This is a genomic window from Rhizobium sp. EC-SD404 (assembly GCF_902498825.1).
GTDB lineage: Bacteria > Pseudomonadota > Alphaproteobacteria > Rhizobiales > Rhizobiaceae > Georhizobium.
In genome coordinates this window covers 2,277,622-2,291,530 of the sequence record NZ_LR701459.1, presented here as the reverse complement: position 1 = coordinate 2,291,530, position 13,909 = coordinate 2,277,622, and the positions used below count along the sequence as shown (strand labels likewise).

The 13,909-nt window shown below is 60.8% G+C and carries 10 protein-coding genes and 1 pseudogene; 7 read left to right on the top strand and 4 right to left on the bottom strand.

Going from position 1 to position 13,909, the window contains the following annotated elements:
* Window positions 1–272 precede the first annotated feature (272 nt).
* The 3 genes from uvrA to GC125_RS11730 are packed head-to-tail and all read left to right on the top strand — an operon-like array spanning window position 273 to window position 4,677.
* Entirely contained in the window at window positions 273–3,194 is a 2,922-nt protein-coding gene (uvrA, locus tag GC125_RS11740) for an excinuclease ABC subunit UvrA (RefSeq protein ID WP_151985834.1), read from the top strand.
* Between the two features lie 43 nt (window positions 3,195–3,237).
* Window positions 3,238–3,864: a glutathione S-transferase family protein gene (locus GC125_RS11735; protein WP_151985833.1), complete on the top strand. Its 627-nt coding sequence runs from the start codon at window positions 3,238–3,240 to the stop codon at window positions 3,862–3,864.
* A 9-nt stretch (window positions 3,865–3,873) separates the two neighbouring features.
* Window positions 3,874–4,677: a DUF72 domain-containing protein gene (locus GC125_RS11730; protein ID WP_151985832.1), complete on the top strand. Its 804-nt coding sequence runs from the start codon at window positions 3,874–3,876 to the stop codon at window positions 4,675–4,677.
* A gap of 3 nt (window positions 4,678–4,680) precedes the next feature.
* Here GC125_RS11730 and GC125_RS11725 read toward each other — a convergent pair whose 3' ends face one another.
* Window positions 4,681–5,898: an MFS transporter gene (locus GC125_RS11725; RefSeq protein WP_286165481.1), complete on the bottom strand. Its 1,218-nt coding sequence runs from the start codon at window positions 5,896–5,898 to the stop codon at window positions 4,681–4,683.
* Window positions 5,899–5,999: 101 nt separating this feature from the next.
* Here GC125_RS11725 and GC125_RS11720 point away from each other — a divergent pair.
* From GC125_RS11720 to GC125_RS11705, 4 genes and pseudogenes are all read left to right on the top strand, one after another.
* A pseudogene (locus GC125_RS11720) lies at window positions 6,000–6,808 on the top strand (AraC family transcriptional regulator).
* 310 nt (window positions 6,809–7,118) lie between these two features.
* Window positions 7,119–7,457 carry a P-II family nitrogen regulator gene (locus GC125_RS11715; RefSeq protein WP_126010387.1) on the top strand — a complete coding sequence of 113 codons (339 nt, stop codon included), beginning with the start codon at window positions 7,119–7,121 and terminating at the stop codon, window positions 7,455–7,457.
* Window positions 7,458–7,523: 66 nt separating this feature from the next.
* Window positions 7,524–8,930: a type I glutamate--ammonia ligase gene (gene glnA, locus GC125_RS11710; protein ID WP_502706054.1), complete on the top strand. Its 1,407-nt coding sequence runs from the start codon at window positions 7,524–7,526 to the stop codon at window positions 8,928–8,930.
* A 264-nt stretch (window positions 8,931–9,194) separates the two neighbouring features.
* On the top strand, window positions 9,195–9,440 hold the full coding sequence (locus tag GC125_RS11705) for a hypothetical protein (RefSeq protein ID WP_151985831.1): 246 nt from the start codon (window positions 9,195–9,197) through the stop codon (window positions 9,438–9,440).
* Between the two features lie 24 nt (window positions 9,441–9,464).
* Here GC125_RS11705 and recQ read toward each other — a convergent pair whose 3' ends face one another.
* The 3 genes from recQ to GC125_RS11690 form a co-directional block, all read right to left on the bottom strand.
* Window positions 9,465–11,252: a DNA helicase RecQ gene (gene recQ, locus GC125_RS11700; RefSeq protein ID WP_151985830.1), complete on the bottom strand. Its 1,788-nt coding sequence runs from the start codon at window positions 11,250–11,252 to the stop codon at window positions 9,465–9,467.
* Between the two features lie 99 nt (window positions 11,253–11,351).
* On the bottom strand, window positions 11,352–13,301 hold the full coding sequence (locus tag GC125_RS11695) for a DUF2207 domain-containing protein (protein ID WP_502706053.1): 1,950 nt from the start codon (window positions 13,299–13,301) through the stop codon (window positions 11,352–11,354).
* A 24-nt stretch (window positions 13,302–13,325) separates the two neighbouring features.
* Window positions 13,326–13,886 (bottom strand): LemA family protein, encoded by a 561-nt coding sequence (locus GC125_RS11690; RefSeq protein WP_151985829.1) that lies wholly within the window; start codon window positions 13,884–13,886, stop codon window positions 13,326–13,328.
* Window positions 13,887–13,909 lie beyond the last annotated feature (23 nt).

Sequence of the window (13,909 nt, the reverse complement as noted above, 5' to 3'; positions counted from 1 at the left end):
CGGCATCTTATCGGAACTCGGAGGAACCCGCGCCCCATCGGCCGCATTTCCACAGGGCAGTTGGGCGTTTGCAAGGCAGGCTATTTTTTGTTCTTTCTTTGTTCTATGAAGGCTCCACCCGCTTGTCAACCGAGTCGGTTCGCAGCGGGAATGTGCCTCTCGACATTGCTCTGTGAGAACCTACATGATTTGACGGATACTGCGCTGATCGACGAGGGTGGATGCGCAGCCTCGAACCTCCCCATCTTATCGACGTGTCATCTGGCGATCCCATGAGCGAACTCAAGACCATTTCCATTCGCGGTGCGCGCGAGCACAATCTCAAGGGGATTGATCTCGATCTACCGCGCAACAGTCTGATCGTCATGACCGGTCTTTCGGGATCGGGTAAGTCGTCGCTCGCCTTCGACACTATCTACGCCGAGGGCCAACGGCGATATGTCGAGAGCCTTTCGGCCTATGCGCGCCAGTTCCTGGAAATGATGCAGAAGCCGGACGTCGACCAGATCGACGGCTTGAGCCCGGCCATCTCGATCGAGCAGAAAACGACGTCGAAGAACCCGCGTTCGACAGTCGGAACCGTCACCGAAATCTACGACTACATGCGGCTTCTGTTTGCCCGCGTCGGCGTTCCCTATTCGCCCGCCACGGGCCTTCCGATCGAAAGCCAGACGGTCAGCCAGATGGTCGACCGCGTGATGGCACTCGAAGAAGGCACGCGGCTTTATATTCTCGCTCCGATCGTGCGCGGACGGAAGGGCGAATATCGCAAAGAACTCGCCGAGTTGCTGAAGAAGGGCTTCCAGCGCGTCAAGATCGACGGCGAATTCTACGAGATCGCCGAGGCGCCGACGCTCGACAAGAAATACAAGCACGACATCGATATCGTCGTCGATCGGATCGTCGTGCGCGACGATATCGGCGCACGGCTTGCCGACAGCATGGAGACCTGTCTGCGGCTGGCTGACGGTCTGGCGGTCGCGGAATTCGCGGACAAACCTCTGCCGGCGGAAGAGACGGCCGAGGGCGGCGGCGCGAACAAATCGAAGAACGAGACCCATGAACGTATCCTGTTCTCGGAAAAATTCGCCTGCCCGGTCTCCGGCTTCACCATTTCCGAGATCGAGCCTCGTCTCTTTTCCTTCAACAACCCATCGGGTGCCTGCCCAACCTGCGACGGCCTGGGCACCCAGCAGAAGATCGATCCGGCGCTGATCGTCCCGGAGACGGCGCGCACGCTGCGCGATGGTGCCATTGCACCGTGGGCGAAATCCTCGTCGCCCTACTACCGCCAGACGCTCGAAGCGCTCGGCAAGCATTTCAGCTTCAAGATTTCCGATAAATGGATCGATCTGTCGGCGGATGCGCAGAACGCAATTCTGAACGGCACGAACGACAAGGTCGTCTTCAATTATGACGATGGCCTACGGTCGTACAAGACGGCGAAGACGTTCGAGGGGATCGTGCCCAATCTGGAACGGCGCTGGAAGGAAACCGACAGCGCGTGGGCCCGCGAAGAGATCGAGCGCTACATGTCGGCCGCCCCCTGCCCGGCCTGCAATGGTTATCGCCTCAAGCCGGAAGCACTCGCGGTCAAAATCGACTCCCGCCATATCGGCGAAGTCTCGCAAATGTCGATCCGGCAGGCCGGCGCGTGGTTCCAGGATTTGCCGTCCGCGATGAACGACAAGCAGAACGAGATTGCCGTTCGCATCCTGAAGGAGATCCGCGACCGGTTGAACTTTCTCAACGACGTCGGGCTCGATTACCTGACGCTATCGCGTAACTCGGGCAGCCTGTCCGGCGGCGAAAGTCAGCGCATCCGGCTTGCCTCGCAGATCGGTTCGGGCCTGACGGGCGTGCTTTATGTGCTGGACGAGCCGTCGATCGGCCTTCACCAGCGCGACAATGCCCGGCTTCTGGATACGCTGAAACACCTGCGCGACATCGGCAACACGGTGATCGTCGTCGAGCACGACGAGGATGCGATCCTGAGTGCCGATCACGTGGTGGATATCGGCCCGGCTGCGGGCATACACGGCGGTGAGGTCATCGCCGAAGGCACGCCGGCCGAGGTCATGGCCAATCCCAAATCGCTGACCGGCAAGTACCTGTCCGGCGCCCTTTCCGTTGCGGTTCCGGCGCAGCGCCGTAAGCCGGTGAAACGAAAAGAGCTGAAGGTCGTCGGTGCACGCGGCAACAATCTGAAGAACGTAACGGCCGCCATTCCACTCGGCCTGTTCACGGCGGTCACCGGCGTCTCGGGCGGCGGCAAGTCGACCTTCCTGATCGAAACGCTCTACAAGGCCGCGTCACGCCGCATCATGGGCGCGCGCGAGAACCCGGCAGACCACGACCGCATCGATGGGCTCGAGTTCATCGACAAGGTCATCGATATCGACCAATCGCCGATCGGCCGCACGCCGCGTTCGAACCCCGCCACCTATACGGGCGCGTTCACGCCCATCCGGGACTGGTTCGCTGGACTTCCTGAGTCCAAGGCGCGCGGCTATCAGCCCGGCCGGTTCTCTTTCAACGTGAAGGGTGGCCGCTGCGAAGCCTGCCAGGGCGACGGCGTCATCAAGATCGAGATGCACTTCCTGCCGGATGTCTACGTCACCTGCGACGTTTGTCATGGCAAGCGTTACAATCGAGAAACGCTGGATGTCACCTTCAAGGGCAAGTCGATAGCGGACGTGCTCGACACGACCGTAGAGGAAGGCGTTGAATTCTTCGCAGCCGTGCCGGCCGTGCGCGACAAGCTGATCACCCTCAACCGCGTCGGTCTCGGCTACGTCAAGATCGGGCAGCAGGCGACGACGCTTTCGGGTGGCGAAGCGCAGCGCGTCAAGCTGGCCAAGGAACTGGCCAAGCGTTCGACCGGACGCACGCTCTACATTCTCGACGAGCCCACCACCGGCCTGCACTTCCACGACGTGGCGAAGTTGCTTGAGGTGCTGCACGAACTCGTGGACCAGGGCAACTCGGTCGTGGTGATCGAGCACAATCTCGAGGTCATCAAGACGGCAGACTGGCTGATCGACGTCGGACCGGAAGGCGGCGATGGCGGCGGCGAGATCGTCGCGATCGGAACGCCGGAAGATGTCGTCAAGGAGAAGCGCTCCCATACGGGCCGGTTCCTGAAGGAACTGCTGGAGCGACGCCCGCAGACGAAGTCGCAGGCGGCAGAATAGGCTTTTCCGCTACCACAGCGTCAACGGTATCATGGAGACGGATATGATCCTGATCGGTCAGTATGATTCTCCTTTCGTGCGCCGCGTCGGCATCGCGTTGACGCTCTACGATCTGCCTTTCGAGCACTGGCCGTGGTCGACCTTCGGCGATGCGGACCGGCTTCAGGCCTATAGCCCCCTGCTTCGCGTTCCGGTGCTCGTCGCCGACGATGGCGACATCCTGCTCGACAGTCACGGCATCATCGACCATGTGGATGGCCTCGTGACTTCCGGCTCAACAATGTTGCCGACGGATGAGCCAGCGCGCCGCCGCGCCATGAAGTCGGTATCGCTGGCTACCGGCATTTCGGACAAGGCCGTCAGCCTCTTTTACGAAAACGTCTTGCACGATCACCCATCCACCCAATGGATCGAGCGCTGCAAACGGCAGATCGGGGCTGCGCTTGCTACCCTCGAACTGGAAGGTTCCCGCCGGGCCACGGCGTTCTGGAGCGGCGAGCGCATCGGTCATGCGGATATCGCCATCGGTGCGATGCTCGACCACCTGATCGCCGCTCATCCGAAGCTTTTCGATCTGGAGCAATACCCCGCATTGCGCGAGCACGCCGATCTGCTGCGGGCCATGCCCGTGTTTCAGTCGATCTACCAACCCTTCATCCCACCGGCTTAGGAGCGCCCCATGGCAGACGCTGGAACCATTCGATGCGGCATCGGCGGATGGACCTTTGCGCCTTGGGAAGGCACTTTCTATCCGGACAAGTTGCCCAAGAAACAGCAGTTGCATTTCGCCTCACGGGAATTGCGGACTATCGAAATCAACGGCACCTACTATCGAGGGCAGACGCCCGAGACATTCGCCAAATGGGCAGCCGACACGCCGGAAGGTTTTGTTTTCTCGGTGAAGGGCAACCGCTTCGTCACCAACAAGAAGGTTCTCGCCGAGGCGGGCGACTCGATGCGGAAGTTCTTCGACACGGGCGTGGTCGAATTGGGTGACCGGCTGGGGCCAATCGTGTGGCAGTTCGCTCCCACCAAGAAGTTCGAGCCCGATGAATTCGAGGCCTTTCTTCAGTTGCTACCGAAAAAGGATGGCAGCGTGAAATTTCGGCATGTGCTGGAGGTGCGCCACGCGAGCTTCATCGATGCCGCCTTCGTCGCTCTGGCACGCAAGCACGCGGTCGCCATCTGCTACGCGCACCATCACGACTATCCCGAAATCGCCGATGTAACGGCGGACTTCGTTTATGCCCGACTGCAGCGCGGCAGCGACGATGTCGAGACCGCCTATCCTGCCGATGAGCTGGATGCATGGGCGAAGCGAGCCCGGCTCTGGACGCAGGGAAAGCGGCCTGACGACCTGCCACTGGCCGACCCGGATTTCGTGCCCGATCACCAGCCTCGCGACGTCTTTGTCTACATCATTCACGAAGGCAAGCTGCGCGCGCCTCAAGGTGCGATTGCACTGGCCGAGAGGACCAGCTGAATCCTATCCGGCGGCCGCCGAACGGCGGCGCGTATCGGGCAGGAACACGGTGAGCAATCCGAGCAACGGCAGGAACGAGCAGATCGTATAGACATAAGCGATGCCGCGCGCATCGGCGATCTGCCCTAGTACCGCCGCCGATATTCCGCTCATGCCGAAGGCAAAACCAAAGAAGAGCCCGGCCACCATGCCGACGCGCGTCGGGACGAGTTCCTGCGCGAACACCACGATCGCGGGGAACGCCGAGGCCAGCACAACTCCGATGATCACCGACAGTATCGCGGTCCAGTAAAGATCGGCATAGGGCAGCGCCAAGGTGAACGGCAGGACTCCAAGGATCGAGCACCAGATGACGGAGCGCCGGCCGATGCGATCGCCGATCGGACCTCCGATCAGCGTGCCGAATGCGACCGCGCCGAGAAACAGGAATAAGTAGATCTGCGCCTGCTGCACCGACATCGCGAAGCGATCGGTGAGGTAGAAGATGTAGTAGCTCGTGATGCTGGCCATATAGATGTACTTGCTGAAGACGAGCAGCGCGAGGAACGTCAAGGCAATGATGACCCGCCGCTTCGTGAGACAGTGGTCGACCGGCTCGCGAACCGCACGGCTGGCGGCGCGAGCTCGGTACCGACCGTACCAGCGGCTGACCCATGTGAGAGCTGTGATGCCGAGCAGCGCTGCAACAGAAAACCAGGCTACGCTCGTTTGGCCGGCCGGCAGGACGATGAAGGCGGCAAGCAGCGGACCTGCCGCCGAGCCAAGGTTGCCCCCGACCTGAAAGATCGATTGGGCCGTACCATGCCGCCCGCCCGAGGCCAGCCGGGCTACCCGCGAGGACTCTGGATGGAAGACGGCGGAGCCAAGGCCGATTGCGCCTGCCGCCAGGAGCAGGAGGCCGAAATGGCCGGCATAGGCGAGCATGATCAGGCCGATGAACGTAAAAGCCATTCCGACCGGTAGGGAATAAGTCAGCGGTCGCTTGTCGGCATAGGCGCCGATCAGCGGCTGCAGGAGCGACGCCGTGACCTGAAATGTCAGAGTCAACAGGCCGATCTGTCCGAAGGACAATCCGTAATTGTCTTTCAGCATCGGGTAGATTGCGGCCAGCATCGACTGCATCAGATCATTGAGGAAATGACAGGCGCTGAGCGCGAAGACGACAGCCATCGCCGCACTCTCGGCTGCCGGCCGTTCTGTCTGGGCTTCACTGATGGTCACGCAATTTCCTCTCCGGGATGGGCCATCAGCATTCCATAATCCCGTTGTGCACGTCCCGCTTACGTGGTCTGGTCGATTTCTTACGGGATCGGGCCAATCACATGGAAAACTCCAAGACGACATTGGTGGCCTATCTGGCTGATCGCGAGCGGCTGTTGGATGCAGCCGACGATCCGATCGTCGCCGTGGCGACGCGCTACCAGGATGGCGACCATATTCCCGACCACCACCATACGCGCTCGCAACTGCTGCACGCGTTGACCGGCGTCGTCACCGTGACCACACGCATGGGTCGCTGGCTCGTCCCTCCCGAGCATGCACTCTGGATCCCAGCGGAAACGACACATGCCGTCGATGCCATCGGCGACGTCCGGATGTATTCGGTGTATGTGCGCCCTGGCGTTCTGCCCGATCTGCCCCGCCACCTTCATGTCGCCGGATTGACGCCTTTGATGCGCAGCCTGATTGCCGAAGCGGAGGCGATTGGTTCTGTGGCACCGACGGACGAGCGTTCTCGGCTCATCATGCAATGCCTGCTGCATGAGATACCGCAGCTGGCGGAACGGCCGCTTGGCGTGCCCTTCCCTGCCCATCCCCGGCTGGCGGCGTTGTGTCAGGATTTTTGGCTCGCCCAACACCGCATGCAGACACCAATCGTTGGGCCGCTGACGCGGGCATGAGTCGGAGAACCTTCACACGCATTTTTCGGCGTGAAACAGGCTTGTCGCTTGCCGCCTGGCGACAGCAAGCGTGTATCGTCACCGCGCTGCCGCGCCTCAGCGAAGGCGAGACCGTTACAACGGTAGCGCTCGATCTCGGCTACGACAGCGTTCCGGCTTTCACTACGATGTTCAAGCGCATTTTAGGCGCAGCACCGAAGGCTTATCTTCGGTTGGCAGGTGATGCTTAGTTCAAATTCAGCGACAAGCCCCGCTGAGAATTCCGCCGTATATTTGTGCATACTGCTAAAAATGTGATCACAACAACACGGCGCAATGACCGCCTGAGTCTGGCGCCATCTGTGTCGATTTCGAGCAAGACGAACATTTTTTGCACGACGATAGGCTTTCTTGGGCGGATTTGCAGAAAAATTGCTGCCGCAACTTGCGCTTTTGTGACATTAGAGCTCGAATTCGTGCGATGTGGCACGGCCCGTGCATACGTCTGGGAGCGGGCGCGGCACCACGCGTAACCGGGAAAAGCGGAGAGCAGGTTTTCTCATGAAAAAGATCGAGGCGATCATCAAACCCTTCAAGCTCGACGAGGTGAAAGAAGCACTTCAGGAAGTCGGCTTGCAGGGCATCACGGTCACCGAGGCAAAGGGCTTCGGACGCCAGAAGGGTCACACCGAACTCTACCGCGGCGCCGAATATGTGGTCGACTTCCTGCCTAAGGTGAAGGTCGAGATCGTCTTGTCGGACGAGACGGCGGACGCCGCCATCGAGGCCATCCGCAACGCGGCCCAAACCGGCCGGATCGGAGACGGCAAGATCTTCGTGTCGAATGTGGAAGAGGTGATCCGCATCCGTACCGGTGAAACCGGTGTCGACGCCATCTAAGTTGCCCGGCGCGCCGACTTCTGCGTGCCATCGTTTTCTTAATATCTCAAACAGGGAAAATTGCTGATGAGTGCCAAGGACATCTTGAAACAGATCAAGGACAACGACGTCAAATTCGTCGACCTGCGCTTTACCGACCCCAAGGGTAAGCTGCAGCACGTCACGATGGATTCGTCGATGGTCGACGACGACATGTTCGCCGATGGCGTGATGTTCGACGGCTCTTCGATCGGTGGCTGGAAGGCCATCAACGAGTCCGACATGGTGCTGATGCCGGACACGGAAACGGCTCACGTCGATCCGTTCTTCGCCCAGTCCACGATGGTCATCATCTGCGACATTCTCGATCCGGTCACGGGCGAGTCCTATAACCGCGACCCGCGCAGCACCGCCAAGAAAGCCGAAGCCTACATGAAGGCATCCGGCATCGGCGACACCTGCTACGTCGGTCCGGAAGCCGAGTTCTTCGTCTTCGACGACGTCAAGTACAAGGCCGACCCGTACAACACGGGCTTCAAGCTCGACTCGACCGAACTGCCGTCGAACGACGATTCCGACTACGACACGGGCAACCTCGGCCACCGTCCGCGCGTCAAGGGCGGCTACTTCCCGGTTCCCCCGATCGACAGCTGCCAGGACATGCGTTCTGAAATGCTGACGGTCATGGCCGAGATGGGCGTGAAGGTCGAAAAGCACCACCACGAGGTGGCTGCTGCCCAGCACGAACTCGGCATCATGTTCGATACCCTGACCCGCAACGCCGACAAGATGCAGATCTACAAGTACGTGATCCATCAGGTCGCGAACGCCTACGGCAAGACGGCGACCTTCATGCCAAAGCCGATCTATGGCGACAACGGCTCGGGCATGCACGTTCACCAGTCGATCTGGAAAGACGGCAAGCCGACTTTCGCAGGCGATGAATATGCCGGCCTTTCGGAGAACTGCCTCTACTACATCGGCGGCATCATCAAGCACGCCAAGGCGCTGAACGCCTTCACCAACCCGTCGACCAACTCCTACAAGCGTCTGGTCCCGGGCTATGAAGCACCCGTTCTGCTCGCCTACTCGGCCCGCAACCGCTCGGCATCGTGCCGCATTCCCTTCGGCTCTTCGCCGAAGTCGAAGCGCGTCGAAGTCCGCTTCCCGGATCCGACGGCGAACCCCTACCTCGCCTTTGCTGCCATGCTGATGGCTGGCCTCGACGGCATCAAGAACAAGATCCATCCGGGCAAGGCCATGGACAAGGACCTTTACGACCTGCCGCCGAAGGAGCTGAAGAAGATTCCGACCGTCTGCGGTAGCTTGCGTGAAGCTCTTCAGAGCCTCGACCGCGACCGCAAGTTCCTGACGGCCGGTGGCGTGTTCGACGACGACCAGATCGATGCCTTCATCGACCTGAAGATGGCCGAAGTGATGCGTTTCGAAATGACGCCACACCCGGTCGAATTCGACATGTACTACTCGGTCTAAACCGACCTGCCCGGTCGATCCGGGCGACTGGTGACCTTCGACCCCCGCGGCGTGCCGCGGGGGTTTTCTTTCTGGAGTCAGCCTGCGCATATGGAAAAAAACGTTTGCACTCTAGCGTCTAGAATGCGGATGGATATGATGGCGCCGCACGGTCCGGAGGCTGATTCAAGCGCAACACTCAGAGTGCGAGCGTAGCGAAGACCTCCGATTGCCCAGAGCGATGTTCTGGTGAATTTAGCGTATTGGACGGAACGGACGAGCCGGATGGATCACTTCGAGCAGCTTGGCTTCGCCATCATGGTGATCTTCGGCGCGATCATCATCTGCGGATTGATGGCGTTTGGAGTCGCCACGGCGGACAAGCCCGCCTTCATGTACGCGCTAGGCGCAGCAGTTGTCGTCTGGGGATCGTCGTTTGCCGTGGTCTTCGACCGTCCCCGGATTTTCGGTTCGTTGCTCTTCTGCTCGATCGTGCTCATCGCCCTGTCGATCGTCGCCGTCGTCACCTGATCGGCTGGTCTGTCGCGGATAGGTTCATGCCTCGCGCATGACCTTCAGGAACGCTTCTCCGTAATCACCGAGTTTCTTCGGACCGACGCCATTGACCATGGCCAGTTCATCCATCGTGCGTGGACGAAGCTGCGCCATGTCGATCAACGTGGCATCCGGGAAGACGACATAGGCAGGCACGGCCCGCTCGCGGGCGAATTCCAGCCGGAGCGCCTTGAGGCGCGCGAACAGAGGCTCGGCGTCCGCATCGATCGTGACGGCCCTGCGGGGCGTGGGGCGGCTCGATTGAGCCTGCTCGACGATCTCGCGGAGCTCGAAGCGAGCCTTCCCCGCCAAGGTCTGATCGGCAAGGGCCGTGAGTTCCAGGGCGCCGTAGCGCTGGATGTTGATGGCGAGATAGCGGTTCGCTACCGCCTGACGGACGAATGCCTGCCAATAGGCCTTCGACTTTGCCGATCCGCTACCGAAAAGCGGCAGCTCCTGATGCTTGCGTTCCTCGATCTTGGCCGTTCGTCCGCCACGCAGCACGTCGATCAGATGGGACGCGCCAAAACTCTGGCCGGTGGCGGCGATCACACCGAAGAGCTTCAGTGCCTCGCCTGTACCGTCGATGACCTCCGGTGGATCGGTGCAATTGTCGCAGTTGCCGCAGGGCTTCGCTTCCTCGTCGAAATAGGCGAGCAGCGCGACGCGGCGGCATCCGGCGGTCTCCGCATAGGCGAGAAGCGCGTCCAGTCGCTTGTGTTCGCGCAGAATGTGGTCTCGGTCTTCGCCATCATTTTCGATGAACTGTCGCCGCATGCGGACGTCGTCGAGGCCGAAGAAGAGCTGGGTGTCGGCGGGCAGACCATCACGGCCGGCGCGGCCGATCTCCTGGTAATAGGCCTCCATGCTGCTCGGTAGGTTCATGTGGCAGACGAAGCGGATATCCGGCTTGTCGATGCCCATGCCGAAGGCGATGGTCGCCACCATGATGGCGGATTCGCGCATGAAACGCCCTTGCCGCTCGCGGCGCACTTCCGGCGGATGACCGGCGTGATAGGCGATGGCGTTGAAGCCTTTCTCGACAAGATAGGCAGCGACATCGTCGGTCGACTGCCGCGACAGGCAATACACGACGCCGGATTGATCGGCGCGCTCTTCCAGAAACGCAACGAGTTGGCGCTTCCAGTCGCGCTTCGGCTCGACCGCAAGGAAGAGGTTCGGACGATCGAACCCTTGAAGGGCGATCTCGCCCTTGCCGCCAAACAGCTTCTCGGCAATGTCGCCTTGCGTCGCGCTGTCGGCCGTCGCCGTAAAGGCAGCGATGCGCGCTTTCGGAAAGCGTGTCTTCAACTCCGACAGGCGTTCGTATTCCGGCCGGAAGTTCGCTCCCCACTTCGAAATGCAGTGCGCTTCATCAATGACAAACAGTCCCGGGTCGAGCCGCCCGATCGCGTCCAGCATCCGGTCGGTCATCAATCGTTCCGGCGACAGATAGAGAAGCTTGGCGCGGCCGGAGGAAACATCGCGCCATGCGTCGACATTCACCTGGCGGTCATGGCCGGAGTGGATCGCTGCAACGGCGACGCCGTTCGCACGCAGAGCCGCGGTCTGGTCGTCCATCAAGGCGACCAGCGGCGAGATCACGATCGTGAGACGTGGGCTCATAAGAGCCGGTACCTGGAAGCAGATCGACTTGCCGGCACCCGTCGGCATGACAGCGAGAACGTTGCGCCCGGCTATGATCCGGTCGATGACGTCGCGCTGGCCGGGCCTGAAGTCTCGATAGCCGAAGACTTCACGCAGCACGGAATTCGGGCTGTCGTACACTCTGGAACCTCTGGATCAATCCGGCGGGCAAATCACGCGTGCGGAGACAAACCCGGCAGCCCGGTCAAGTCAACGCAGAGGTCGACCATCCACAGGCTTCTACCAGCCCCCACCGCCGCCGCCGCCGCCGCCACCACCGGAGAAGCCGCCGCCACCGGAAAATCCTGACGACGACGATTTGGCAGGCGGTATTGCCGCCGAGAGACTGCGCGAGATGTCATGGCCGACATCGCCGATGCTGTCAGCGAAAGAACCGGGCGAGAAATCCCTTCCGGAGAACCAGTAAGGCACCGCTTGGCTCGCCATCGCAGCTCCGGCAGCCGTGGCCAGCCAGCGCTCGAAGGCCTGGCTCCAGGGCTTTTCCACACCGAGCGCGACAGCATAAGGCAAGAGCGTTTCGAAATGGCGCGGCGACATGGTGGGCGCGCCCTGCATGTTCATGCGATCCGCTTCGGCAACCGTCAGATATTGTTTCAGACCGGCGATGCCATCTTGCATGCGCGCTCCGATGGCTGTCGGGGCGCCCATCAGAAAAAAGAACACACCGTTCAAGAGGAAGATCGCGACCATCGCGCCGACGAGAAAGCCGTTGAATTCCGTGAAGAAGAGCGCCCCGATCAGACCACTTCCGATCGTCAGCGCCGTCGATGCGATGAAGCCGAGGACGATGATGGACAGGATGCGTTGCGCGAGACTGCGGGCCGAACGGAACGTCTTGCCCATGCGCACCATCACGCCGGCAAGGATGATGCCAGGTATCGCCGCCATCACCAGAGCGATGACGGCCGCCTGATCCATGCCGCCGAACAGGATGATCATAAAAAGACCGAGCACAGTCAGCGCAATGCCGCCGGCCACATAAGCCCAATTATGGCGGTAGAACTTGCCGCGGTGTTCGCTTTCGATTGCGCTCACGAATTTGCGAGACAGGCTTTGCACGGCTGGGCCATTGGCGCGGTTCATGGCCAGGAAGCTCCCAGGTTCGCCCAGGCCGACAAGCACGGCCCTCTCGCCCACGGGCAGCTTGCCATCATCGCGCTGTTCCGTGCGGGTGACGATCATGTCGCCGTCGAGATCGCGCAGTGTAACGAAGCCTTTGACCGCGAGGTTCAGCAAGGCCGCGGCAATGGCAGTGAATCCGCCGCCGGAGAGCCCACGGTTGGCAATGTAATTCACCATGGCCGGAGAGGCATTCTCCGGCGGATCCCATCGCGGCACGACGACGCCGTCCGGCGGATCGCGACCGACGCGGTTCCACGCCCACATATAATAAAGGCCGATCAGAACGAGAAAGACGACGGCCAGAATGCTGCCCGCGTTGTCACGCCAGAACCAGGCGCGTTCCTGAGCGCTGCTCGGCGCAGCGATCTCACCCTTGGAAATCTTAACCGCGATTGTCAGGCCTTCTTGCGGCTGAAGAACCTCCGTCGTGGCGAAGACCGCCCGGTTATCGGCGAGCTGTTCTGACGTCGCGGCACCTCCCGTCTCACCGTAGAGACCGGTGAAGACTGCGAGATCCTCAATGGTAGCGCCGCTTGGCAAATTAACCTCAGCCGATGCGGACAGGATCGGAAAGAGCCAGCCATTGCCGGTGACGTTCCAATAGACCTCGTCGTGCGCGTCGAAATAGCGGATCTGGCGGTCGGTCTCGTAGCGAATCTCATAGGTGTGGAGGCCTGGGGACACGATGGTGTCCGCATCCCCGATGTACAACCGTGCGATGCCGCTGCTTTCTTCCACTCGATAGGGCTCGTTGGCGCCGTCGCGCGAGACGCTCAGGACATCGAAGCCGACGTCACGAAGCCTGCCGGAGGCGTCCTCCATGCGCAGAGGAAAATCCCGGTAGATGCCCCGCCGAATCCGGTCGCCTTCAGCGCGCACCCGGATCGTCTCGACAACGGACAAAACACCATCCGCTGACACGTCGATCTGAGAGTCGAATGCGAGGATTTCCTCGCGAGCGCTCGCGGCGATCGGCATCATCGCCAATGTGAGAGCCGCACAAAATACGGCAACCAGCCGATACAGATGGCAGGGCTTGGCAGTCATGCTTTCGACGGCTCGCTGGCTAATTCAGGAAAAGGCGACCTTGGGAACGATCCGGTCGGCTGGATCGTCGATTTCGAAATACTCTGCTTTCTGGAAGCCGAACATGTTCGCCACGATGTTTGACGGCACGCTCTCGACCTTGATGTTCAGGTCGCGCGCGGCACCGTTATAATAACGACGGGACATTTGGATTTCGCCTTCAAGCGTTTCGAGCGAGGTCTGCAACTGGCTGAAATTCGCGCTCGCCTTGAGGTCGGGATAGGATTCGGCAACGGCAATCAGGCGGCCAAGCGCCTGGCTCAGCAATCCTTCGGCAGCCGCCCTGCCCTTGACGTCATCGGCCGGGACCGCTTGCGCGCGCGCCCTCATTTCTGTGACTTCGCGCAACGTGTTGGCTTCGTGATCGGTGTAACCACGTACCGTTTCGACCAGGTTGGGTATGAGGTCAGCGCGGCGCTTCAACTGAACGTCGATGCCGCTCCACGCCTCCTGGACGAGCTGTCTTGCCCGAACCAGCCCGTTATAGACGACGATGCCGTAGAGGATGAGCGCGACGACGATCACCCCGATAACGATGCCAGTCATGCCCATTTCAGCCTTTCCCGTTG

Excerpts from the sequence above, each read along its gene's own strand:
- uvrA (WP_151985834.1), top strand. The coding sequence starts at position 273 with ATGAGCGAACTCAAGACCATTTCCATTCGCGGTGCGCGCGAGCACAAT.
- GC125_RS11735 (WP_151985833.1), top strand. The coding sequence starts at position 3,238 with ATGATCCTGATCGGTCAGTATGATTCTCCTTTCGTGCGCCGCGTCGGC.
- GC125_RS11730 (WP_151985832.1), top strand. The coding sequence starts at position 3,874 with ATGGCAGACGCTGGAACCATTCGATGCGGCATCGGCGGATGGACCTTT.
- GC125_RS11715 (WP_126010387.1), top strand. The coding sequence starts at position 7,119 with ATGAAAAAGATCGAGGCGATCATCAAACCCTTCAAGCTCGACGAGGTG.
- glnA (WP_502706054.1), top strand. The coding sequence starts at position 7,524 with ATGAGTGCCAAGGACATCTTGAAACAGATCAAGGACAACGACGTCAAA.
- GC125_RS11705 (WP_151985831.1), top strand. The coding sequence starts at position 9,195 with ATGGATCACTTCGAGCAGCTTGGCTTCGCCATCATGGTGATCTTCGGC.
- GC125_RS11695 (WP_502706053.1), bottom strand. The coding sequence starts at position 13,301 with ATGACTGCCAAGCCCTGCCATCTGTATCGGCTGGTTGCCGTATTTTGT.
- GC125_RS11690 (WP_151985829.1), bottom strand. The coding sequence starts at position 13,886 with ATGACTGGCATCGTTATCGGGGTGATCGTCGTCGCGCTCATCCTCTAC.